This is a genomic window from Nonomuraea roseola, from assembly GCF_039535395.1.
Taxonomy (GTDB): domain Bacteria; phylum Actinomycetota; class Actinomycetes; order Streptosporangiales; family Streptosporangiaceae; genus Nonomuraea; species Nonomuraea roseola.
Window position 1 is genome coordinate 278,367 of the sequence record NZ_BAAAXC010000014.1, and the last position, 22,769, is coordinate 301,135.

Sequence of the window (22,769 nt, forward strand, 5' to 3'; positions counted from 1 at the left end):
ACGTCCACGGCACGCAGGTTCCGGGTCGGCGGCGGGGGGCGCCTTCCGTCTGATCAGCTGGCGTGGAGGATCCGAAAGCGATCGGGTTCCGCCGGATCTCGATCGACGACCTGGATCGGCGTCCAAGCCCATTGCCACACGCTGATCCCTGGCGTGCGGGAGAACTGGATCTGCCCGCGGGTGCCTTCGACTGCGACGCGCGGCCAGGATGCGGCGATGCGCGCCCGGTCTCCGCCGTGAGAACGCAGCACCTCGGCGAGGACGGCGACCGTGTCGTAGCCCTCGAAGGCGACGAAGGAGGGCGCTTCGGTCAGCCGCTCACGGAGGGCCGTCTCGACTCGTGCGCCGAGTGGGCTGAGGCGCTCGGGCAGGTAGCGCAAGAACGGGATCGCGGCGCCGTCGTCGCCCAGTGACGTCGCCCATTCGGCGAACTCCGGTTGCCCGGCCGGAGCACCAATCATGATCTCGGCGAGGCGCTCGTCGTGGCGGACAGACTTGACGATCGACACTGCCGGCTCCGGGTGGCCGACCAGAAGAAGGAGGGCTGTCGCGCGATTGTCGACGAGTTCGTCGCACACGGCCGTGGGGGCGAGCGCGCGCATGTCGAGTTCGATGACGGTGGCGCCGCGTGGAGCGAGGTAGTCCCGCAGAATGCGGGCCCCAGACGCCCAGTAGACACTCGACTCGGTCGCTACGGCGATTCGACTGTGGCCGGCGCTGAGGAGGAAGTCTGCGTAGATCCGCCAGCCGTGGGACTGCGCAGGGGCGAGGCGCGCGACCCATTCCGTTGGCTGTTCGGTGAGCGCGTCGAGAACCGCTGACGAGCAGAGGAACGGCAGGCCGAGGGCGTCGGCCCTGGCGGCAGCGGCGCGAGCGACGACGCTGTGATACTCCCCCGCCAAGGCGGCCACGCCCAGGCGAGCCAATTCGTCCACGGCCGCCGCGGCCCTCTGTGGATCGGCTGCGGTGTCTCGGACCACCAGCTCGAGTGGTCTTCCGACGATCCCGCCGGCGTCATTGACTTCGCGAACGGCCAGCTCGAGTCCGGCGAGCAAGTGTTGGCCGGCCTGGACCCAGCCAGGCCGAGTCAGCGGGACGAGAGCGCCGATCTGGACGGCTGATTCGTCAGTCCGCTTCGCTCCAGGTGGCGATGGTGGCGTATTCATGCGTTGGCGTCTCCCGAGTGCCGATCCGGTGGCAGTCGCCCGGATCACAGAGTGAACGTCAGTGGCGCCGAGAGTAGCCGAGCCGAGAACGGCCAGCTTCGGCGCCCCGCCCCGTGGCCCTCAGCCGGCCCTCGCGCCACCGATCGAGCCTGAGGGCCTTCGGGCAGCTCTGCCGTAACAGGTCCTCCAGGAGTTGCCAGGGCTCCGCACGCGGCCCACGCCGAGAAACCTACGTTCCTATCTCCACTCCGTGGCGCACCAGGCATGGCGCCGGGTCTTCGGGTGGACCTGGCAGGCCTTGAAGTCGATCCGGTTGGCCGTCCACCGGAACCAGCCCTTGACGATCGGCCGCCGAGCCTGGATGGTGAGCGCCGCTAGCTGTTGCTGGCCATGACGTTGTCGTCGGTGGTGGTCACGGCTGAACTTCGTCAATCCGGCATGAGCGGTCGGATCTTGCCGCCAGTCGGTGACCGGAAGACGATATTGCTGTGACCAGCGGGAGAACCTCGGAGTGGCTAGAGACGGTCGGGCGCTTCGGAGCGGTCGGTGCCGTCGTCGCTGGCCTGTCCGGTTGTTGCGTCGGCCTAGTCGTGGGCCTCTTGGCCTATCCGCCCACCGCTTGGTTTGCGACGTTTGAACCAGGCGCGCTGAGCGGTGGCGCGATCGTGGGGGCAAGCGCTGGTGCGATCACCGCGTATTCGCGGGCCCTTACCGTTAACCCGCGAACTCCACGCGGCATTTCCGGATGTATCCCGAATCCGGATGTATCCCGAAACATTGGTGATGCTCGGTACAGTCGTGCGGCCTGCGAACAGCGGTGCCGCAGCGGGTATCGGCTAGAGGCGTGTCGCAGTTCGGACGAGGTCGGCGACGGCTTTGGATCTGCTGTGTGGTGGCCAGGCGATGACGGTCGTGACTGCCGGTGCGTCCGGCACCGGCACGATGGCGTGGTCGTCGCGTAGCTGGTCTCGGAGCGACTCGGGTACGACGGCGCAGGCCAGTCCGAGCGCGATCAGTTGGAACAGTTGGGTATGGTCGCGGATCTGCGGGCCGGGGCCGTCCGGATGGCCGCCATCCCGTCCAGGCCAGCGCGGCAGGGGCAGGTCCGTCTGGGCGTTGACCTCGACTAACGACAGATGCGCCCGGTTGGCGAGGGGATGACCCTTGGGCAGGACCACGACCTGCTGTTCGGTGTGCAGATCCTCTGTGTCGAATCCGGCTGTCGTGTCGTAAGGCCGGTGGAGCAGAGCAACGTCGGCACGCCCGGTGCGCAGCAGACTTTCCGGCTCGCCCGGCCCGCACAACATCACCTCGACTGCCACTGAGCCCGGTTCAGCGGCGTAGGCGTCCAGAAGCTTCGACAACAGTTCCCTGGACGCTCCGGCCTTGGCGGCCAGCACCACACCCGGCTGGTCGCCCGCGGCACGGCGGGTTCGCCGCTCGGCGGCTTCGACCGCGTCGAGCGCGGTCCGGGCCTCCCGCAGCAGCACCGACCCGGCCTCGGTTAAGGCGATGGCGCGAGCAGTGCGGTGCAGCAGAACGACTCCGAGCCGCCGTTCGAGCTGCTGGATCGCCCGTGACAGTGGTGGTTGCGCCATCGCGAGCCGTTGTGCCGCCCGCCCGAAGTGCAACTCCTCGGCGACGGCGACGAAGTATCGCAACTCCCGCGTCTCCACCCCGCTCATCGTATCCGGCGCTGACCACGATCAATACCCGTGCGGTATCGCCGCCCACCCGACCGGTCTTGGACGCCCCACCCGAGTCCGCAACATGATCGACGGTATGAGTGAACGGACGATTGCGCTGGTGACCGGCGCGAACAAGGGAATCGGATACGAGATCGCCGCTGGCCTGGGCGCGCTTGGCTGGCGAATCGGTGTGGGCGCGAGGGATCAACAACGCCGCGACACCGCGGTGGAGAAGCTGCGCGCGGCCGGGACCGATGCGTTCGGTGTGCCGCTCGACGTGACCGACGACGCAAGTGTGGCCGCGGCGGCCGAGCTGATCGCCGGCCATGCCGGAGGGCTCGATGTTCTGGTCAACAATGCCGCGATCACCGGCGGCGTGCCGCAGACACCTACCACGGTCGATCCCGCGACCGTGCGAGCTGTCGTGGAAACCAACGTGATCGGGGTCATCCGGGTCACCAACGCGATGCTGCCGATGCTGCGCGACTCGGCATCACCACGGATCGTCAACATGTCCAGCAGCGTCGGCTCGCTCGCCCTGCAAACCACTCCCGGCATCGACATGGGCCCGGTTCCCGCCGCCTACTTGGCATCGAAGACCTTCCTCAACGCCCTCACCGTCCAATACGTCAAGGAACTGAGCGACACCAACATCCTGATCAACTCCGGCTGCCCCGGCTTCACCGCCACCGACCTCAACGGCTTCCAAGGCGTCCGCACACCACAACAGGGCGCGGCCATCGCGATTCACCTCGCAACCCTGCCCGGCGACGGACCGACCGGCGGATTCTTCGACGACGCCGGAACGGTGCTCTGGTAATAGCCACACCGGCACGAACCATTCCCGTTCTCGACGTCAGCCGCGCATCGCGCCCCACAGGAGAAGCAAGACAATGACAAAGGCAGTCAGATACGACGAGTTCGGTGGAATCGAGGTGTTGCGGGTCGACGAGGTCGACCGGCCAGTGCCCGAGTACGGGCAGGTCCTCGTGCGGGTCAAGGCGCAGGCATCAACCCCGGTGAGGCGGCCATACGCACCGGCGCGATGGCCGACATCCTTCCCTCGACCTTTCCATCCGGGCAGGGCAGCGACCTCGCCGGAGTTGTCGCCGAGGTTGCACCGCGCCGCCGCCGCGGTGCTCGAGGATCAGTCTCCCGCTGCCGGTCAACTGGGCCACGGTGAAGCTGCTGTCGGTCTCGTCGGGGACATAGTCCACCGTCGCCACGTTGTCACCCGGCTGATCGGACGGGCGCAGGCTCAACCAGCCCTTCTGACCCTGGGACCAGACCACGACGTTCAGCGCGACCGCGTTCGCGCCGGTGGCCGGGATGCTCCGCTGTCCCGCGACGTCGATCGTCACCGACGAGTCGGCCGGGACGGGGATGGCCTCCCTGGCCGGGGACCCCGTGACCTGCCCGGGCCTGGCGTCGTACAGGTACTCGGTGTCGACCGGGTGGCACTCGTAGCCCGCCTGAGTGTCATCGGTCGAGCGCGCCTGAGCAGGGCGTACGGAGTGGCTGCGCGGGAACGGTCATCGCCGGAACCAGGCCTGCTCGGAGGTGATCTTGCAGGGCCACTGGATCGCCTTCTTGCCCCGGCTCTTCTCGCCGTGCCCGATGGCCAGGCACATGCCGGTGGCCCTGTTGCGCAACCGCTGCATACCGTCGTAGACCCACTCCTGCGCCAGCCCGCCATCCGTGCACGGCCACTGGATCGCGACCTTGCCCTGCTTCTTCTCCCCCCGCCCGATGGCCAGGCACAGCCCGGTCTTGACGTTCACCAGCCGACGGTCGGAGCGGTGGATCCAGCGCTGGGCCTTGCTCCCGATACAGGGCCACTGGATCACCGGCTTGCCGGCCTTCACCTCTCCCCCGCCCACGGCCAGGCACATGCCGGTGGCGCCGTTGACGTACGCCCGGCCGGGGCCGGCGGAGGCCGCCACGGCCTGTGAGGACGCGGCGGGCGACAGGGACAGGACGGTCAGGGCGGTCACGACCACGGCGGTGGTCTTGGAGCTCGTGCGCATGGAGGTCCTTCACTCGGGGCGATCAAGGGGGGATGGGATCACGAGACTGGTCGCGATGTGCAAGCAGGCCGGGACAGGTCACACGTCCGTGTGCGCCGTCCCCTGCGGCTCCCAGCGGCAAGCGACCCTTGACCGTTTGCCCGCGGAGGCCTGTGGCACCAGGATCATGGCGGCACGATTGTTCGACACCCCTCATCAGGCAGGCAAACAATGCTTCTCTCGGCGAACGGATCCTCTCCCCGCCTCCCCGACCAGTGGCAGCGGCTCCTGACACCGATCGACCCTCGTGCGTTGCCTGCGCGCACAGGCATGCACGCCGCGACGCACGCGATCAGCGAACCCGGGTCACGCGTCGATGTGAACCCTCTTGGTCGTCCAGTGAATGGAGTCCGATAGCGGTGGTGGGCCGTCGCGAAAGTCCGGTGGACCCGGAAGCGGGACCGGTGCAACGCTTCGCCTCCGAGTTACGCGACCTGCGCCAGAAAGCGGACGGCCTCACCTATCGGGCCATGGCCAAGCGCGCGGGTTACTCGGTCACCACCCTGTCGCAGGCGGCGGCGGGTGAGCGTCTGGCTTCACTGCCCGTCGTCCTCGCCTTCGTGCAGGCGTGCGACGGAGACGTCTCCGAATGGGAGCGCCGCTGGCAGCAGGTCGCTGATGAACTGGCCCGTGAGAGGGCGGACGATGACGGTGCCGCCGGGCCGTATCTGGGCCTGGCCCCGTACGACACCCATGATTCCGGTCGATTCTTCGGACGGGAGCGGCTCGTCGAGGAGTTGCACGAGTTGCTTCGACGGCATCGCTTCGCCGCGGTGTTCGGCCCTTCGGGCAGCGGTAAGTCGTCCCTGTTGCGTGCCGGGCTCGTGCCTGCGGCACGTGGGGAGACGACACCCTCGGGTCAGTCCTTTGGGCAGAGCCTGATACTCACCCCGGGGGAACACCCGATGCGGCACGCCGACCGGTTCGTCCCCGGCGAGGGCGGCTTCGACACGCTGATCGTGGTCGACCAGTTCGAGGAGGTGTTCACGCTCTGCCGGGACCAGCGAGAGCGTGGGCAGTTCATCGACCTGCTGCTCAGCGCGCGACAACCGCAGAGCGGGATGAAGGTGGTCATAGCGGTTCGCGCCGACTTCTACGGGCGGTGCGCCGAGCACCGCGAGCTCACCGCAGCGCTGCGCGAGGCCAACCTGCTGGTGGGGCCGATGTACCACGAGGAGCTCAGGGAAGCGATCGTCCGGCCGGCCATGGCCGAGGGCCTGACGGTGGAGCGAGCGCTGACGGCCGCGATCGTCACCGACGTCGCCGACGAGCCAGGAGCGCTTCCGCTGATGTCGCACGCGCTGCGGGAGGTCTGGCGCCGCCGTACGGGGAAGATGCTGACCTTGGGCGCCTACGAGAGCGTGGGCAGAGTCCATGGGGCGATCAGCCATACCGCGGAGGAGCTCTACGCCGGCCTGTCGCCGGCACAGGCGAGGATCGCCCGGCGGATCCTGCTCAGGCTGATCAGTCCGGGCGAGCAGGCCCAGGACACCCGCCGTCCCGCCGCCAGGGCGGAGCTGGACCCCTACGGGGAGGCGGACACCGCGCTGGTCATCGAGCAACTGGCCGCGGCCAGGCTGCTCACGCTGCACCAGGACACCGTGGAGCTCGCGCATGAGGCCTTGATCGAGTCGTGGCCGCGACTACGTGGATGGGTGGACGAAGGACGCGATCGCCTGCGCACACATCGGCAGTTGACCGAGGCGGCCCAAGGGTGGCAGGCGCATGGCCGGGATGCCGGGCTGCTCTACCGGGGCAGCCGCCTGGCCGTCGTCGACAAGCTGTTCGTCGAGCCGGGGGACCGCGACGACCTCACACCCCTGGAACGGGACTTCGTTCACGCGAGCGCGGCACTGGCCCGGCGCACCTCCCTCATGCGGGTCGCCGTCTCGGCCGTTCTGGTGATCTTGCTGGTCGCCTCCATGGTCGCGGCGGGAGTCGCCGTCCGGCAGGCCGGACTGGCCGACGACCGGCTGCGGGAGGCGACGGCCCGGCTGGCCGCCAGGCGCGCGGCCACCCTGCGGATGAGTGACCCGAACCTGGCCCGCCGCTTGAGTGCCGCCGCCTGGCGGATCGCCCAGGTCCCCGAGGCCAAGAGCGAGCTGATCGACTCGATGGCGCTCCCCTTGGTGGACGTCGTCACCGCCCCGTACAACGCGAAGGACTTGGTGCACGGGCTCAGCGTGGACGGCACCAAACTGGCCGTCTACACACCCGGGACGGCGGCCGAGCCGGGCGCCCTGCGTATATTCGACCTGGTCACCAAGAAGGAGATCGCGAACGCGAGCGGGCAGCAGGTCTGGAAAGTGGTGTGGAGCCCCGACGGCCGTACGGTGGCGGTGGACGACGATACCGACACCCGGTTCTGGGCCGTCGACGGCGCACGATTGACGGATCTCGGCGTGGCGGTCCCCCAGCTCGCTCCTACGGAGTTCAGTCCGGACGGGCGCTTTCTCATCGGGGTCCGCGATGAGCTGAACGAAGTCTGGAGCGTCGCGGACGGCACACGCGTGCTCCACGAGCCGGTCAGCGCCATCAGCCCGGACGGCCGGCTGGCCCTGGTCATCCCAGTGGAAGCCGACAAGTTGACGGCCACCCTGCCATCCTCAGGCGATGGGACGAGTTCGGGGCGGCGAGTGGAGCTGTGGGACTTCGAACAGCGCAAGCCGCTCCGGGCCTCCTGGCTACCGGACACCGCCACGGACGGCGTGTTCAGCCCAGACGGCAAGCACCTGGCCGTCTCCACCTCCGACGGCATCTGGCTGTTCGACGTCTCCTCGGGCAAAGCGGTTCTACGCCCGCTGCTTCCGGCGTCCGGGCGTGTGGAGTTCAGCCCCGACGGCCGGTTCCTGGTCGGAACGCAGGCGGAGGGGCGGGTGACCTTGTGGCGGGTGGACGACGGCACACTGCTGATGAGCTCCCCGATTCCCTCCGACGTCGTGGCAGCCGATGCCCGTTTCTCACCGGATACCCGCCTTCTCCGGGTGACCGGCCAGTACGGCACGGTGAACGTCCTGGACATCTCCCCCTACACCCACCCCGAGGTGCTCGCTCCAGGAGGTGACAAGCGGCTGTTCAGCCCCGACGGTCGCTTCCTGGTGACGACGAATCACCGGAAGGGCCGGCCGGAGGTGCGCCTTTGGGATGTCGCCGCGCGGATACCCGTGAGCGGCCCGCTACCCGTCGACGATCTTCCTGAAGAGGATTCCACGGAGACGGCGTACGCCCCGGTGTTCAGCCCCGATGGGCGTACGCTCGCGCTCGCCCACCCCGCGTCCCCCGTGGTGACCTTGTGGGACGTCACGAACGGCCGCCGCGTAGGCGCATTCCGCGTCCGGAGCCAGGGCGCCGTCGGAGTCATGTCCCTGACCTTCTCCCCCGACGGCAGAACCGTCGCGTTCGTCCCGCTCAGCCCGTACCCAGATGACAAAGAGGCGATGTGGGACGTGGAGCTGTGGGACGTGCGAGCTCGCAGATGGATCCGCACCGTCGCCGATGCGGGGTCAGGGATCATGATCTTCGAGCCTGACGGGCGCCGGTTGTTCGTGGACGTTTCTCCGGAGGGGCGAATACTGGTCGACACGGCCACCGGAGAGATACACCGGCGCTCATCCGACGCCCGCGCCGAGGGAGAGATTCTCTTCATCGAGAACATGGCCGCGATCGGGGACGTCGACGGGCGTGTGACGTTCTGGGACAGGGAGTTGCGCAGGCCCCTGTCACCGCCGCAGACGGCGCACACAGCATCGATCAACGCTCTTGTTCCTTACCCGCGGGGCGAACTGCTCGCCACCGTCGCCGGTGAAGGCGAATATGGCATCCAGCTATGGGACTGGCGGGGATATCAGCGGATCGCCGCACCGATCACCTACCACACCCAGTCCGTACCGGCCGTGGCGTTCAACCGGACCGCTCTCCTCGTCTCATCCGCCGACGGGGCCCTGCGTGAGATCACCGTCGATCCGGGCGCCGCCACCGCCGTGATCTGCCGCCGGGACGGCGGCCTGTCCCCTGCCGAGTGGCAAGCACACATCCCAGAACTGGCCTATCAGAAGACCTGCCACCGATGACCTCATGGAGCTGCCGCCTGACGAGGAAGCCACGTCAGGCCCGCCGGACGCCGCCGCCCTTTCTCCGAAGTCCCTGCCACCTCTTTTGGTGATCAGGTGGTACGGGAGTCGCCATACCGCGGGCGGCCTACCGCAGAAGGTGCAGCCCCGTCGGCAGGTCGGGTGAAGGCCACCTTCTCTTTCCACCCTGCGGCTGACGCGCAGGACGGCGTCCCGTTCGTAACCTGATGCGGCCCAACTGCTTCGAACGAATCGCTCGCGGAAGGATCTGCGCCATTCCCGGCAGCGAGCCCGTTCACAGCGCCCTGTATGGCCGCCACATACGAGAGAGGACGGACTTTATGCGTGCAGCCATGACCCTCCTGACCGGGATCACGCTGGCCGGCGGCCTGCTGGCGGCTCCCGCCGAGGCCTCCGGCGGAACCATCGTCGAACTGCAGAACGCCGCCACCGGCATGTGCCTGGCGATCGGCCGCGGTGAAGCGCGCAAGGGCAAGACCGCCATCCAGTGGCCCTGCATCCACAGCCCGGCACAGCGCTGGATGATGACGTCCGAGGGGTATCTGGTCAACGTCGCGACCGGGATGTGCCTGGCGATCGGCGACGGACAGGAGCGCAAGGGCAAGGCCGCCATCCAGTGGCCGTGCAACGGCGGATGGGCGCAGCGCTGGAAGAACAAGCAGATATGGCGTGGCTCCACGGATTCCCAGATCTCCGGCCTGCCGCGGCACTTCATGAACGGCGCGACCGGGATGTGCCTGGCCATCGGCAACGGACAGGCCCGCAAGGGCAAGGCCGCCATCCAGTGGCCGTGCAAGAAGTCGCTCTCGCAGGGCTGGCACATCACCGTGGTCGGCTAGGAGCCGCGGAGCATGAGGCTCTATCTGCCGGGGGTGACGAGGCCGGCTTCGTAGGCCAGCGCCACCGCCTGTGCGCGGCTTGTGAGGTTGAGTTTCGTCATGGCGCGGTTGAGGTGGGTCTTGACGGTGGCGGCGCTGACGCACAGGCGGCTGGCGATCTCGGTGTTGGACAGCGCGTGCCCGACCAGCTTGAGCACCTCGGCCTCGCGGGCCGTGAGGCTGCCCAGCTCGGGCGAGGGCGGAGCGGCGGCCGGGGTGGGGCGGCGGGTGTAGGCCTCGATCAGGCGGCGCGTGACGCTGGGGGCGAAGAGCATGTCGCCGGAGGCGACGGTGCGGATGGCGGCGATGAGCCGTTCGGGCGGGGTGTCCTTGAGGAGGAACCCCGACGCGCCCACGCGTAAGGCGCTGTAGACGTACTCGTCGAGGTCGAAGGTGGTCAGGATGAGCACCCGGGGCAGGTGCTCGTGCTCCGCGGCGAGGATGCGCTCGGTCGCCGTGACGCCGTTCATCCCTGGCATCCTGATGTCCATGAGGATCACGTCGGGGCGGGTGGCCGCCGTCATGCCGACGGATTCCTCGCCGCTCGCCGCCTCTCCCACGACGTCCAGGTCGGGTACGGCGCGGATCAGCGCCGCCAGGCCGGCACGGATGAGGATCTGATCGTCGACGACGAGTACCTTGATCATGCGTTCGGCTCACCGGGCGGGTCGGAGGGCTGATGGACGGTGCCGGGGGACGGCAGGGGCAGGGTGACCACGACCTCGAATCCACCTGACGGCTTCGCTCCGGCCGTGACCGTTCCCTTGTAGAGCTTGACGCGTTCGCGCATGCCGATCAAGCCGTGACCGTCACCCTGCGAGGTGGACGCCGCTCCGACGCCGTCGTCGGCGACGCGTAGTTCAAGCTCGCGCCCATAGGTGAGCGAGACCCACGCGCTCGCCTGGCCCGCGTGTTTCAGCACGTTGGTGAGGCACTCCTGAACGACCCTGTACGCGCACAGATCGATCCCGGACGGCAACGGGCGTAAGGAACCGGTGACCGACACATGTACCGGCACGCCCGCCGAGCGCACCCGTTCCACCAGCTGTTCGAGCCGTTGCAGGCCGGGGACCGAGTCGTAGCCGTCCCCGTCGTCGTCGGCGTCGATGCGCAGGACGGACAGCAGCCGCCTCATCTCGCCCATGACCTCGCTGCCGGTGTCGGCGATGGTGGAGAGCGCGCCACGCGCCGTCGCAGGGTCGGAGCCGAACACGTACCGGGCCAGCCCCGCCTGGATCACGATGACCGACATGTGGTGGGCGACCACGTCGTGCAGTTCGCGAGCGATGCGCACCCGTTCCTCGGTGACGGCGCGCCGCGCCCTGTCCTCCTGCTCCTGGCGCAGCCGTTCCGTGAGGTGGGCCAGCTGCTTGTTGCGCTCGACCAGCAGCCGGGTGCTGTTGCCGAACGTCCAGGCGACCGCGACCATGACGCTCACCTGCACGAGGTTCGGCCAGATGTACTCGCCGGGACCGAGGAACGACGCGTGCCACCAGGAGGCCGCCACGGGCAGCCCCCACAGGACCGACACCGCCGGGCGCCGCCGGCTGGCCACGGTGTAGAGCGCCAGCAGCGGTGCCACCTCGTTGAGCCTGGAGTCGTAGCCCGCCGCGTGAAAGACGACCGCCGCAGCGCACGAGATCGCCAGCACGGTGAGCGGCGCCCTCCGCCGCCACGCCAGCACGAGGTTGGCCACGAGCGTCAACCCCACGCCGACGGCGTCCAGGGGGCGCTGCGCATAGCTCAGATCGCCAGAGTCCGTGGCGAACACGAATCCGAATCCCAGGGTGGTGCCGGCGGCCACCACGCTGAAAACCAGGTCGACGACGAAGGGATTGATCTCGGCGAGCCGTCTGAGGGACGGCAGCACCCTTGCGCGCATCAGCGCATGTTAGCCGCGATCGTCTCCGTCCCTCATCGGCTGCATGGCTACGTGCCGCTACGACTCGGGCGGTATACGCCCGGTGCCGTACTGCGCAGGTTTACCTCCGTGGCCGTCCGCGCGCCCGCCCCCGGGAGAGGCGATGCAGGTACGGCGTTGCGGCGGCTGGGGGCCCTGTGCCCAGCCGGTCCCGCTCGAGCGCTCATGCAGGCAACTGAACTCTTGAGTACAGGAGCAACTGTCCTGTACAGTACAGTTCAGTTCCCCCCCCAAAGGCGAAAAGGCAGACATGAACGAGATCTGGGCCGTGGTCCACGCCGAACGCGAGGCACTGATCCGAGATCTGGAGACCGTCCCACCGGAGCGGTGGGCCACACCGTCCCTGTGCCCCGGCTGGGACGTTCACGACGTCGTGGCCCATCTCGCCGATGACGCCAAGACCACCCGCCTGAGCTTCCTTCTGCGACTTGCCGCCGCCCGCTTCGACTTCGACCGCTACAACAGCGCGGGAGTCGCCAGGGAGCGCGCCGGCGAACCGCAACGCACGCTCGCCTCGTTCCGCGCGGCGAGCCGGAGGACTACCGGCGCCCCGGCGCCGAAAGCCACCCGGCTGGTCGAAGCGTTCGTGCACGGAGAAGACATCCGGCGCCCGCTAGGCCTCAGCAGAGACTATCCAGTCGCCCACGTCACCGCCGCGCTGCGCTACCAACTCGGCGCCGGAGTGGCGCTCGGCGGAGGCAAGGAGCGAGCGCATGGACTGCGCCTGATGGCGACCGACGCGGCCATCGATGTCGGCGAAGGCCCGGAGGTGCGCGGCACCACCCTGGCGCTTCTGCTGGCAGCGTCCGGGAGGCCCGTCAATTCGGACGAGCTGACCGGCCCCGGCGTCCCCGCACTGACACGAGACGGAGGACTTCACCATGGCTGACACCGCACGAACGCGCGCGAGATCGATGGCCTGTTCACCGCCTCGATCGCCCCGGATCCCAACAGCAGCTGGCCGGGTGTGCGGATGCCCTGCGACGAGGTGACGGCACATCCGACGCATCGGCTCTGCTGATCCGGACATTTCCGTTGCCGTACCTTCACTGACAGTCCGAACCCCGGCCGAGCCGAGATATTCGTTGACAAGAATATTCTCCATGGTGAATACTTTTCTCCATGGACGCACTCCTCACCGCACTGGCCGACCCGGCCCGCTGGCGGCTCGTCGGACTGCTGGCCGAGCGGCCCCGCCCGGTCGGCGTCCTCGCGCAGCTCGCCGAGGCGCGCCAGCCGCAGACGACCAAGCATCTGCAGGCCCTTGAGCGCGCAGGCGTCGTCACCTCCCAGCGCACCGGCCAGCGCCGCATCTACGCGCTCCAGCCCGGCCCGCTGCGAGAGCTGGCGGCGGCGCTCAGCCGGCTCGCCGACACCGCCGACCAGGTCGGTGGCCCGCGTGAGACCTACGACCGCTACGGGCTGAGCCTCCGCGCGGAGCGGCTCGCAGCGGAGGAGCCGGGGTGGGCCGACAGCCGCTCGTTCAGATTCCGCCGGTCACTGATGGGATCCCCCGAGCTGGTCTGGCGCCACCTGACCGAGGCCACCCTGCTCGCCCGATGGTGGACGCCCGACGATCTACGCGTCTCCGAGCTCCTCTTCGAGGCGCGACCGGGAGGGCGGATCATCCACGAGTACCGCGATGCCGAGGACGCCGACGGCTCCGACCTGGTCGCCGGGCGCGCGCAGGGAGTCGTCGACGACGTACGCCCCGGTGAGCGCCTCGCCTACCGGCTCTCGCCGCTGCTTCCCGACGGCAGCCTCGCCTTCACCGCCCACGTCGACCTCGGCCTCCGGCCCACCGACGACACCGGCACCGGCACCGACCTCGACGTCCACTGGCGGATCACCGACAGCACCGTGGACTCCGCGGACTTCATCGCGGGCATCGAGATCGGCTTCGGCCAGAGCCTCGACAAGCTCGCGGCGACCGTCGCCGCGAGCCCGCACGACACCGACAACACCGAGCACGACACCGACACAAGGAGCACGACATGACCAACCTGACCGGCCGCAGGGTGACCGCGAACCTGAGCCTCACCCTCGACGGGCGTTACAACGGTCCCGGCGGGCCCAGCGATTTCGAGGCGTTCGTCCCGTATGTGACCACCGAGGTCGCCCGAGACCACATGACCCGCATGTGGGAGGGCGCGACGACGGCGCTGCTCGGCCGGCTCAACGCCGAGGGATTCATGGGGTACTGGCCGCCGGTCGCCGAAGACGAGAACGCCGATCCGCGTGATCGCGGATACGCGAAGTGGCTGGTCGACACGGAGAAGGTGGTCTTCTCGACCACCTTGACCCAAGCGCCGTGGGAACGCACCCGCGTGGTGAACGCCCCCGCCACGGACATCGTCACCGAGCTCAAGTCCACCGGTGAGGGCGACATTGTCGTCAACAACAGCGCGAGCATCATCAAGCCGCTGCTCTCGGCGGACCTGCTCGACCGGCTGTACCTCATGATCTTCCCCGAGATCGCCGGGGGCGGGCAGCGACTGTTCGACGACGGCCTGCCGGCTACGAAGTGGACACTCACACACCAGCAGACCGGTGAGCTGGGCGAAATGGCCATGGTCTACGACCGGGTCCGCTGAACGACCGATCAGCGCACTCGGCCGGCGAGGCGTTCTCCCGATCGGCTCCACGCCCATGAGATGACGGACGAGGAGGTCCCACTTACGGCGGTTGACGTGGTGTTCGTAGCCGACGAAGAACTTGTCGGCGGCGATGAGCCGCTCGGCCAGCGGGAAGGGATGGAGGAGAACCTCGCGGCCCTGGACGTCGAGCTGTCCGTCGAGGACCTCGCCGCCATCGAGGCCGCCGCCCCGCCCGACCAGGTCGCTACGACGCGACCAGCCTCACCTTCGTGAATGGCTGAGTCCATGCGGAAGGCCCTGGCCGCGTCACGCGACAGCCTCATGGAGTGCGAGCGGGCATGAGGAGGCACCGGAGGTTGTCGAGGAGCTCCTGCGGCTGTCGGAGACCAACCGATCCGCGCAGGCGGAGGCCCCAGGTGCGCGCTACTGGCGGACGCTGTGTCGCCGAAGTCGCCGGGGTGAGCGCCGAGGTCATGGCGGCGGCGGCCCGCGCCGAAGCCGCCACATTCCCCGGCCAGGCGCGTCCCACGCCGCCGAAGGCGGCCTAATCCCCGGGGTCGCTCGGCGTGCCCCGGAGGTCAGGGCGAGGGGGTAGGGCGCGCAGGGCCAGGGTGAGCAGGGCGTGGGCGTCGGCGACGGGACGCTGTTCCACGACGTGCTCCAGCCACAGCGCCGTGACCGTCGTGTAGATCAGCCGTGCGGTGGGGTCGTGGGCGGGCAGGCCGAGCGCGTCGGCGACGATGGCGACGCATCCGTCGGTCCAGCGCCTGGCGAGCTGCTGGAGGGCGGGGTCGCGTCCGGCGTGCACGTACAGCTCCCACAGGGCCAGCTGACGCCCACGGTCGGCGTCCGCGACCTCGTCGATCATCTGCTCCAGGCCGTGGGCGGCCACCCATGCGCGGGTGGCGGCCAGCTCGCTGTCCACCAGGCAGGCGAAGGCCTCGGCCAGCAGGTGATCGCGCGAGGTGAAGTAGTAGGTGGTGGCCGCCAGCGGCAGCTGCGCGCGCTGGGCGACCGCGCGGTGGGTGACGGCCGCGAAGCCGCCCTCGGTGAGCAGGTCGACGGCGGCCGCCAGCAGGGCGGCCCTGCGGCGCAGGCCGCGCGGCTGGGTGGCGGTCAATGCCCGCCCGCCAGGTTGAGCACGACCACACCGCCGATGATGAGCAGGATGCCCGCGACCTTCACAAGAGTGAGGCTCTCGCCGAGGAACAGCGCGCCGATGAGGGCGATGGCCGCGGTGCCCACGCCCGACCAGACGGCGTAGGCGGTGCCGACGTCCATGTGGAGCTTGAGCACCTGCGCCAGCAGCACGAAGGAGGCGACGTAGCCGACGGCCACCACGACGCTCCAGCCCAGGTGGGAGAAGCCGTTGCTGAGTTTGAGCGCCGAGGTCGCCACGACCTCCGTCGCGATGGCGCCGAAGAGCAGGAGCCAGGCCATAAGGGCCCCTTTCACGAAAAAGTGGTACGCACGTGCCAGTTTAGCGGAGCCGGAATCGCGGATCCGCTTGAAACCGCTGTCGAATGCGTGTTCTATGTGGAGTGTGGGTTGGGACGCGCTTTCGCTCGTGGACGTCGCCGACGAGCGCCCGGCGATCGAGCGCCGCGCGCTCGCCCGCGGAGCGTTCTACGAGACGCAGGCCCGCACGATGATCGAGAAGGTGCCCGCGAGCGCGGGCATCACCGAACGCTGGGCCGTCAGCCCCTACAGAGGGTGTGCGCACGCCTGCAGAGGGTGCGGCGCCAGGCGCCCGCATCGGGGTCTCGGTCTCGACGCGGGGCGCGACTTCGACACCCGCATCGTGGTCAAGGCCAACGCCGCGCCGCGCCTGCGCGCCGAGCTGACGCGCTGGCAGGGCGAGCCGGTCGCGATCGGCGTGGGCGGCGACTGCTACCAGGAGGCCGAGCTCACCTACCACCTGATGCCGGCGCTGATCGCCGCGCTGGCCGAGGCCGGTGTGCCCTTCACCGTCTACACCAAGAGCCCTCTGGTGCTGCGCGACGCGGCCCTGCTGCGGTCCGCGGGGGCGCGGGTGGCGGTCTCGATCGCCTTCGTCGACGAGCAGATCCGCCGCGCGGTCGAGCCCGGCGCGCCGACCGCGCAGCGCCGCCTGGAGCTGGTGGCGGCCCTCGCCGAGGCGGGCGTGGAGTGCAGGGTGCTGATGGCGCCGGTGCTGCCGCTGCTGAGCGACGCCGCCGACCAGCTGGCCGCCACCGTACGGCGCATCGCCGCCGCAGGGGCCACGGGGGTGGAGCCTGTGGTGCTGCGCCTGCCGCACGGCACCAGGCAGTGGTACCTCACCTGGCTGGAACAGGCGCATCCTGCGCTGGTCGAACGCTATGCGGAGCTGTATGACAAGGCGGGGATGCCGGCGCCTGGCTACGAGTCGCGCATCACCGGTCAGATCGCCCAGCTGGCCCAGGCGTACGGCATGAGCTGCGGCCCCGTCCCCTCCCCCGCGCCCCGCCCACCGCAGGCCGACCAGCTCGCCCTCGTCTGACCCGCAACCACCTCACCCACCCCGCTCCCCCGGCTCGGGCCCGCGGCTGCGGCACGGGGCGCTCCAGCACTCCTGTGGTCGGCCTCTTCGTCGGTGATGTTCCCGACGTCGTCACAGAGGACGTTGACGTAGGAGCGAAGCCGCTTGCCGGGGTGGTCGGTCTGCCCCCGCGTGCCGTCCGGCGGCTGGTTGAGCGGTTCCGCGCCTGCTGAAGGCGTCAATCCGGACGGGGCCAGGACCAGCCGGATCGGCGTGCGAGGAGTAGACTCGAGATACCGAGGACATTTCGTGCGTTGGCACTCAGGTCGGCGTCGCCCGCGGCGATCCACCGCATGCGGCCCCCTCAGCAGGGGCCCGGACGGGCGACCATGACGCCGACACTCCTTACCCAGTCTCCGCCGGACGTCGCCGACTCCGCGCTCCGCCTGAGCCTGAACCCCGCCATGAAGCGGCAGGGCACCGTCGACGGTGCCTGGTGGCCGCACTCGCGTGACGCCGCCGCCGAGCTGCCCGCGCTCATCTCCGCCGTCGACGAGCGGTTCGGCAGAACCACGCTGCGCGTCGGCGTGCACAGGGACGCCTGGAACGACCTTCCCCGCCGGGTGCCCGCGCCCGGCCGCCAGGTCAAGGTCGGCTGGTTCCTCAGCACCGATCCCCTGCTGATCACGCTGATCCTGTCCGGCGTTGAGCCGGTGACCTTGCTCGTCATCCCGCCGGAGACCGGGGAGGGTCCCGCCGAGGCCGCGCTCACCCTCGCCGCCCAGGACACGGACGGCATGTGGCCCTCCGAGCTCCTCACCATCGCGCACCTGCCCGCACAGCCGAACGCCCCATCAGACACACGGCAGGACCCAGACACACGGCAGGACGAGGAAGAGGGCCCAGCCGGCTGGGAGAACGAGGGCGGGCACCTGACCGCTGTCCGCCTCGCGGCAGCGCCGGTCGCGCGAAGGTGATCATCACCGGTGCCCCATTCGTCCTGCCCACCCGATCGGAGAAACCCATGACCGCCATCGCCATCGCCCCTCCAGGAAGGGCGGGCCCTTCGGCTCCCACCACCGTCCATCTGTCCGGCGAGATCGACATCTTCACCACCAAGGCGCTGCGCCTGCGCCTGCTCAGCGCGCTGCGCTACAGCACGAACGTGCTGATCCTGGACCTGTCAGAGGTGACGTTCTGCGACGCCACCGGCCTGGCCGTCCTGGTCGGCATCCATCACCGCGCCCGCGCGCAGGGCGTCACCCTGATGCTGACGGGGGCCAGGCCGTACATGACCAGGCTGTTGCACGTCACCGGCTTGGAGCGCAGCCTGCCGACGATGGCGTGAGCACCCCCGCAAGAGAGCAGCGGCCCGCCGCGGGCCGCGCCGGACAGCGGCGCGCCCGCCGGGGCGGCGACGACGAGGCCGATCACGACAGCGCGTCAGGCGGATCGGTCGCGGCGCTCGCGTGAGAGCTGCTCGCGCGGCACCAGGGTCGGGTTGACGTGCTCGAGGACGGTGTCGCGGGTGACCAGCACCTTGCCCACCTCCTCCAGGCTCGGCACCTCGAACATGACGTTGAGCAGGACCTCCTCCACCACCGCTCTGGCCGCCCTGGCGCCGGTGCGGCGCAGCAGCGCCTGCTCGGCCAGCGCCCCGATCGCGTCAGGGGTGAACTCCAGCTCCACGCCGTCGAGCTCGAACAGGCGCTGGTACTGCTTGACCAGCGCGTTGCGCGGCTCGGTGAGGATGCGCCGCAGCGCCGTCGCGTCCATGGGCTGGAAGGTCGTCACCACCGGCAGCCTGCCGACGAACTCGGGGATCAACCCGAAGCTCAGCAGGTCGCAGGGCATGACGTCGGCGAGGCTGTCGCGCGGCCCGGTGCGCGGCGCCGCGTTGAAGCCCGAGCCGCGATGGCCGGCCCGCCGTTCGATGATCTGCTCGAGGCCGGCGAAGGCGCCGCCGACGATGAACAGCACGTCGGTGGTGTCGATCTGGATGAAGTCCTGCTGCGGGTGCTTGCGGCCGCCCTGGGGCGGCACGGAGGCGACGCTGCCCTCCAGCATCTTCAGCAGGGCCTGCTGGACGCCCTCGCCCGAGACGTCGCGGGTGGTCGACGGGTTCTCGCTCCTGCGGCCGACCTTGTCGATCTCGTCGATGTAGACGATGCCGCGCTCGGCCTTGGCGACGTCGTAGTCGGCGGCCTGCAGGAGCTTGAGCAGGATGTTCTCGACGTCCTCGCCGACGTAGCCGGCCTCGGTGAGGGCGGTGGCGTCGGCGATGGCGAAGGGGACGTCGAGCAGGCGGGCCAGGGTCTGGACGAGGTAGGTCTTGCCGCTGCCGGTGGGGCCGACGAGCAGGATGTTGGACTTGCCGAGCTCGACGGGATCGTGGCCGGAGGGGGTGGCGTTGATGCGTTTGTAGTGGTTGTAGACGGCCACCGAGAGGGTCATCTTGGCCGCGTCCTGCCCGATGACGTACTGGTCGAGGAAGTCGTGGATCTCTCGCGGTCTGGGCAGCGGGGCGCGCTCGGCGGCCTGGGGCGGCAGGTCTTCGGCGATGAGCTCGGTGCACAGTTCGACGCATTCGTCGCAGATGCAGACGCGGCCAGGTCCTGCGATGAGCTTTTTGACCTGCTGCTGGTTCTTACCGCAGAAGGTGCAGGTCAGCGGGTTGGCGATGCGAGCCACCGCGGTCAGAGGGTGACCGGCAGCGTGAACAGCCGCCAGGTGCCGGGGTCGGGGACGCGCCGCGCCTCGTGCGGCGCGGCTGCCAGGGCCAGGCCGGGGTAGCGGCGCAGCAGCGCGGTCAGGGCGACCTCGGTCTGGACGCGGGCCAGGGAGGCGCCGAGGCAGAAGTGCGGGCCGTGGGCGAAGCCGAGGTGGGGTGCGGTGCCTGCGGGCCTGCCCAGGTCGAGGGTCTCGGGGTCGGTGAACGCGCGGGGATCGCGGTTGGCCCCGGCGATGGAGGCGCCGACGGCCTCGCCCTTGTGGACGAGGGTGCCGAACAGCTCGACGTCCTCGCGGGCGTAGCGGGGAATCGACAGCAGCATGGGGCCGCACCAGCGCATGAGCTCCTCCACCGCGCGCGGCATGAGCTCAGGCTCGGCGCGCAGCCTGGCCAGGTGGTCAGGGTGGGACAGCAGCACGTGGACGGCGTTGGCGATGAGGTTGATCGGGGTCTGCCCGGCCAGGACGAGGTTCCAGACCATGGTGACCATCTCGGTGTCGCTGAGCCTGCCGCCGTCGTCGTCCTGGGCCCTGATGAGGTCGGTGAGCAGGTCGTCGCCGGGTTCGGCGCGCCTGCGCGCGATGGCCGCCCTGGCTCCCTCCAGGACGGCGGGGATGGCCTCGCCGAATCTCTGCCCCGAGCCTGCGGCCACGGCGGCGCCGTACTCGCGCCAGCGTGGGCGATCGGCGTCGGGGACGCCGACCAGCTCGCAGATGACGTCGATCGGCAGGGGGGCCGCGAAGTGCGCCATCAGGTCGACGGCGCCGTCGTCGAGGTGGCGGGGCAGGTCGTCGAGGAGCGCCTCGACGAGGGGTTCGAGGCGTGGTCTGAAGTCGGCGGCCCGCCTGGCGGTGAAGGCGGGGGCGACGAGCCTGCGCAGGCGCAGGTGCTCCGGTGCCTCCATCTCGGTCATGGTCCTCATGTACGGCAGGCAGTCCTCGGGGATGCCGGGCGGCGGGGTGAAGCTGCCGGAGGTGATCTCGAAGCGGGGGTCGTTGAGCATGGCCCTGGCGTCGTCGTAGCGGGTCAGCACCCACAGGGAGAACCCGGGGGCGCTGACGCGGGCCAGCGGTCCCTGCTCGCGGGCGCGGCCATAGGCGGTGAAGGGATCGGCGACGACGTCGGGGCTGGTGAGGTCGATCTCGGGGACACCGCTGGTCATGAGGGCCTCCAGGGTTAAGATGTCCTAAACAGATGATGATGTCATCTGAATGGTCACGGTATCTTGGATCCGCGACGGACGGCAACGCGAAGGAGGGCGATGGAGCGGCTCAGCAGGGCGCAGACGCAACAGCTCAACCGGGCCAAGGTGCTGAGCGCGGCCAGGCAGGAGTTCGCCGAACGCGGTTTCCGCGAAGCCAAGGTCGACGGCATCGCCGAACGGGCGGGGCTGACCCGCGGCGCGGTCTACTCCAACTTCCCCGGCAAGCGGGCCCTGTACTTCGCCGTCCTGGCCGAGCTCGCCGAGCAGGCCCCCGAGCCGCTGCGGCCCCAGCAGGACATGCGGCCCGGTCAGGCGCTGGGCGCCTTCGCCCGCGCCTGGGTCGCCAGGCTCCCGCTCACCACCGACGACCGGCACGGCAGCACCGGGCTCGGCATGGACCTGATGGCCGAGGTGATCGCCGACGAGCGCACCAGGCTGCCGTTCGCGCAGCTGCTGAAGCTGCAGGCCATCCTGCTGGGGCTGGCCATGGAGCGGGTGGGCGCGCCGCAGACGCCGCCCGCCCGCCTGGTGGGCGTCGCCGAGGCGGCGCTGACCACCCTGTACGGCGCCGCGCAGCTGGCCGCCGCCGCGCCCGGCTTCGTCGAGCCGTTCAACGTCGTCAGCGCCTGCGAACGCCTGGCCGGCCTCGACCTGCAGGACACCTGGCCGCCTCCGCACCTGCCGTGGGCTCCGCAGCCGCGCCCCGCCGACGAGCCGTGGTCACCTCCTGCGGCCGCCGACGCGCTGCGCGGCGAGCCCGTGCCCCTCGAGCAGGACGGCGTGCTGGCCGTCCTCGGGCTGCACCGGCTGGAGGCCGTCGAGGAGGCGGTGCGGGCCGCGCCGCAGGGCGCGCCGGTGACCCTCGCCATGGTCACCGGCGATCCAGGGGAGCTGGCGCCGCTGGCCAGGCTCGTCATGGCCGAGTTGCGGCACTGCCTGCGCCAGTCCTTCGCGCCGCGGGACTGGCCGCGCCTGCGGGTGGTCTTCGACGACAGCGGCGAGCTGGCGACGGCGGCGGGGCTGAGCGCCGTCAGCGACGGCACCGAGGCCGCGATCGCCGTCAGTACGGCCCGCGTGGTGGCCAGGGCCGACGGTCGCGGGGCCTGCCACGCCGCTGCGGAAGCCCTGCACGACGAGGCCTTCGCACGCCGCTCCTTCGCCCCGAAAAGCGATTGACCCGGTTGCTAGCGTGACCGGCATGAATGTCAGCGAGGATTTCGCCGCCAACGGCTTCGTCAAGATCCGGGCCGCCTCCGACGAGGTCGGGCTGGCCGCCCAGGCGCTGCTGTGGAAGCAGATCGGGCTCGCGCCCGACGACCCGTCCGGGTGGACCGAGCCCGTCAGATGGGCCGCCGACCTGACGGGTGAGGGGCCGTTCGGCCAGATCATCAACTCGCCCGAGCTGGCGCGGGCGCTGGACGAGGTGTGCGGGCAGGGTGGCTGGCGGAGGAGCGGCAGCTGCGGCAACATCCCCATCCGCTTCCCCAAGGTGCCCCCTGCCGACGACAGGGGCTGGCACCTCGACCTGAACGTCATGCGCGAGGACGGCAGCTGGGCGGTCAGCGCCCGCTCGACCACGCTGCTGATCCTCATCCTGTTCTCCGAGGTCGGGCCCGACGACGCGCCCACGCGCATCAGGGTGGGCTCCCAGCGCGACTCGATCGCGGCCCTCGGCGAGGGCGCCCACGAGCACGTGCCGGCCAGCCGGCTGGTCGAGGCGGCCAGCGCGCACCGGCCGCTGGCCCACGCCACGGGCGCGCCAGGCGAGGTCTACCTGGTGCACCCGCTGACCGTGCACGCCGCTCAGGAGCACCTCGGCACCAGGCCGCGCTTCATGGCGCAGACGCCGGTCTTCCTGTCGGCGCCGCTCGACCCCTCGGCCGACACCCCGCTGGCCAGGGCCGTACGGTGAGCGGCTCGGCGCCGACATCGCGGCGAGACTCCGCGC

Annotated in this window: 21 protein-coding genes; 12 read left to right on the plus strand and 9 right to left on the minus strand. The window is 70.0% G+C overall.

Annotation, left to right across the window (positions count from 1 at the left end):
- Nucleotides 1–53: 53 nt before the first annotated feature.
- Together ABFX55_RS19570 and ABFX55_RS19575 are read right to left on the minus strand one after the other, a co-directional pair.
- Nucleotides 54–1,166 (minus strand): ABC transporter substrate-binding protein, encoded by a 1,113-nt coding sequence (locus ABFX55_RS19570; RefSeq protein ID WP_346122987.1) that lies wholly within the window; start codon nt 1,164–1,166, stop codon nt 54–56.
- Nucleotides 1,167–2,002: 836 nt separating this feature from the next.
- Nucleotides 2,003–2,851 carry a LysR family transcriptional regulator gene (locus ABFX55_RS19575; protein WP_346122989.1) on the minus strand — a complete coding sequence of 283 codons (849 nt, stop codon included), beginning with the start codon at nt 2,849–2,851 and terminating at the stop codon, nt 2,003–2,005.
- 97 nt (nt 2,852–2,948) lie between these two features.
- Here ABFX55_RS19575 and ABFX55_RS19580 point away from each other — a divergent pair, with 97 nt between their 5' ends.
- Nucleotides 2,949–3,674 (plus strand): SDR family NAD(P)-dependent oxidoreductase, encoded by a 726-nt coding sequence (locus ABFX55_RS19580; protein ID WP_346122991.1) that lies wholly within the window; start codon nt 2,949–2,951, stop codon nt 3,672–3,674.
- 712 nt (nt 3,675–4,386) lie between these two features.
- Here ABFX55_RS19580 and ABFX55_RS19585 read toward each other — a convergent pair.
- The gene (locus ABFX55_RS19585) at nt 4,387–4,881 is read right to left on the minus strand and encodes an RICIN domain-containing protein (protein ID WP_346122993.1); all 495 of its coding nucleotides are present in this window, start codon (nt 4,879–4,881) and stop codon (nt 4,387–4,389) included.
- 152 nt (nt 4,882–5,033) lie between these two features.
- On the opposite strand from ABFX55_RS19585, the gene ABFX55_RS19590 reads away from it, so the two are divergent.
- Together ABFX55_RS19590 and ABFX55_RS19595 are read left to right on the plus strand one after the other, a co-directional pair.
- Nucleotides 5,034–8,990, plus strand: coding sequence for an nSTAND1 domain-containing NTPase (locus ABFX55_RS19590; RefSeq protein ID WP_346122995.1), 3,957 nt, complete (start codon nt 5,034–5,036; stop codon nt 8,988–8,990).
- Nucleotides 8,991–9,343: 353 nt separating this feature from the next.
- Nucleotides 9,344–9,850 (plus strand): RICIN domain-containing protein, encoded by a 507-nt coding sequence (locus ABFX55_RS19595; protein ID WP_346122997.1) that lies wholly within the window; start codon nt 9,344–9,346, stop codon nt 9,848–9,850.
- A 20-nt stretch (nt 9,851–9,870) separates the two neighbouring features.
- Here the strand turns inward: ABFX55_RS19595 and ABFX55_RS19600 are convergent, their stop codons facing one another.
- The gene (locus ABFX55_RS19600) at nt 9,871–10,536 is read right to left on the minus strand and encodes a response regulator (RefSeq protein WP_346122999.1); all 666 of its coding nucleotides are present in this window, start codon (nt 10,534–10,536) and stop codon (nt 9,871–9,873) included.
- A complete protein-coding gene (locus ABFX55_RS19605; RefSeq protein WP_346123001.1) occupies nt 10,533–11,771 on the minus strand; it encodes a sensor histidine kinase in 1,239 nt (412 codons plus the stop codon). Before ABFX55_RS19605 ends, ABFX55_RS19600 begins: the two co-directional genes overlap by 4 nt.
- Nucleotides 11,772–12,060: 289 nt before the next feature.
- On the opposite strand from ABFX55_RS19605, the gene ABFX55_RS19610 reads away from it, so the two are divergent.
- The 4 genes from ABFX55_RS19610 (at nt 12,061) to ABFX55_RS19625 (ending at nt 14,680) form a co-directional block, all read left to right on the plus strand.
- On the plus strand, nt 12,061–12,699 hold the full coding sequence (locus ABFX55_RS19610) for a maleylpyruvate isomerase family mycothiol-dependent enzyme (RefSeq protein ID WP_346123003.1): 639 nt from the start codon (nt 12,061–12,063) through the stop codon (nt 12,697–12,699).
- A gap of 233 nt (nt 12,700–12,932) precedes the next feature.
- Nucleotides 12,933–13,808: a metalloregulator ArsR/SmtB family transcription factor gene (locus ABFX55_RS19615; RefSeq protein WP_346123005.1), complete on the plus strand. Its 876-nt coding sequence runs from the start codon at nt 12,933–12,935 to the stop codon at nt 13,806–13,808.
- On the plus strand, nt 13,805–14,404 hold the full coding sequence (locus tag ABFX55_RS19620; RefSeq protein WP_346123007.1) for a dihydrofolate reductase family protein: 600 nt from the start codon (nt 13,805–13,807) through the stop codon (nt 14,402–14,404). The genes ABFX55_RS19615 and ABFX55_RS19620 overlap by 4 nt, the downstream gene beginning before the upstream one ends.
- 60 nt (nt 14,405–14,464) lie before the next feature.
- Nucleotides 14,465–14,680 carry a hypothetical protein gene (locus ABFX55_RS19625; protein ID WP_346123009.1) on the plus strand — a complete coding sequence of 72 codons (216 nt, stop codon included), beginning with the start codon at nt 14,465–14,467 and terminating at the stop codon, nt 14,678–14,680.
- Between the two features lie 271 nt (nt 14,681–14,951).
- On the opposite strand, the gene ABFX55_RS19630 is transcribed toward ABFX55_RS19625, so the two are convergent.
- Nucleotides 14,952–15,527: a TetR/AcrR family transcriptional regulator gene (locus tag ABFX55_RS19630; protein ID WP_346123011.1), complete on the minus strand. Its 576-nt coding sequence runs from the start codon at nt 15,525–15,527 to the stop codon at nt 14,952–14,954.
- Nucleotides 15,524–15,847: a DMT family transporter gene (locus tag ABFX55_RS19635; protein WP_346124097.1), complete on the minus strand. Its 324-nt coding sequence runs from the start codon at nt 15,845–15,847 to the stop codon at nt 15,524–15,526. Before ABFX55_RS19635 ends, ABFX55_RS19630 begins: the two co-directional genes overlap by 4 nt.
- A gap of 94 nt (nt 15,848–15,941) precedes the next feature.
- Between ABFX55_RS19635 and ABFX55_RS19640 the strand changes: the two genes are divergently transcribed.
- From ABFX55_RS19640 to ABFX55_RS19650, 3 genes are all read left to right on the plus strand, one after another.
- Nucleotides 15,942–16,907, plus strand: coding sequence for a radical SAM protein (locus tag ABFX55_RS19640; protein ID WP_346123012.1), 966 nt, complete (start codon nt 15,942–15,944; stop codon nt 16,905–16,907).
- 368 nt (nt 16,908–17,275) lie between these two features.
- On the plus strand, nt 17,276–17,863 hold the full coding sequence (locus tag ABFX55_RS19645) for a DUF5994 family protein (protein WP_346123013.1): 588 nt from the start codon (nt 17,276–17,278) through the stop codon (nt 17,861–17,863).
- Between the two features lie 47 nt (nt 17,864–17,910).
- The gene (locus tag ABFX55_RS19650) at nt 17,911–18,234 is read left to right on the plus strand and encodes an STAS domain-containing protein (RefSeq protein WP_346123015.1); all 324 of its coding nucleotides are present in this window, start codon (nt 17,911–17,913) and stop codon (nt 18,232–18,234) included.
- Between the two features lie 95 nt (nt 18,235–18,329).
- On the opposite strand, the gene clpX is transcribed toward ABFX55_RS19650, so the two are convergent.
- Nucleotides 18,330–19,577 carry an ATP-dependent Clp protease ATP-binding subunit ClpX gene (gene clpX / locus ABFX55_RS19655; protein WP_346123016.1) on the minus strand — a complete coding sequence of 416 codons (1,248 nt, stop codon included), beginning with the start codon at nt 19,575–19,577 and terminating at the stop codon, nt 18,330–18,332.
- A 5-nt stretch (nt 19,578–19,582) separates the two neighbouring features.
- A complete protein-coding gene (locus tag ABFX55_RS19660; protein WP_346123018.1) occupies nt 19,583–20,779 on the minus strand; it encodes a cytochrome P450 family protein in 1,197 nt (398 codons plus the stop codon).
- A 99-nt stretch (nt 20,780–20,878) separates the two neighbouring features.
- On the opposite strand from ABFX55_RS19660, the gene ABFX55_RS19665 reads away from it, so the two are divergent.
- On the plus strand, nt 20,879–21,997 hold the full coding sequence (locus tag ABFX55_RS19665; protein ID WP_346123020.1) for a TetR/AcrR family transcriptional regulator: 1,119 nt from the start codon (nt 20,879–20,881) through the stop codon (nt 21,995–21,997).
- A gap of 22 nt (nt 21,998–22,019) precedes the next feature.
- On the plus strand, nt 22,020–22,733 hold the full coding sequence (locus ABFX55_RS19670) for a phytanoyl-CoA dioxygenase family protein (protein ID WP_346123022.1): 714 nt from the start codon (nt 22,020–22,022) through the stop codon (nt 22,731–22,733).
- Nucleotides 22,734–22,769 lie beyond the last annotated feature (36 nt).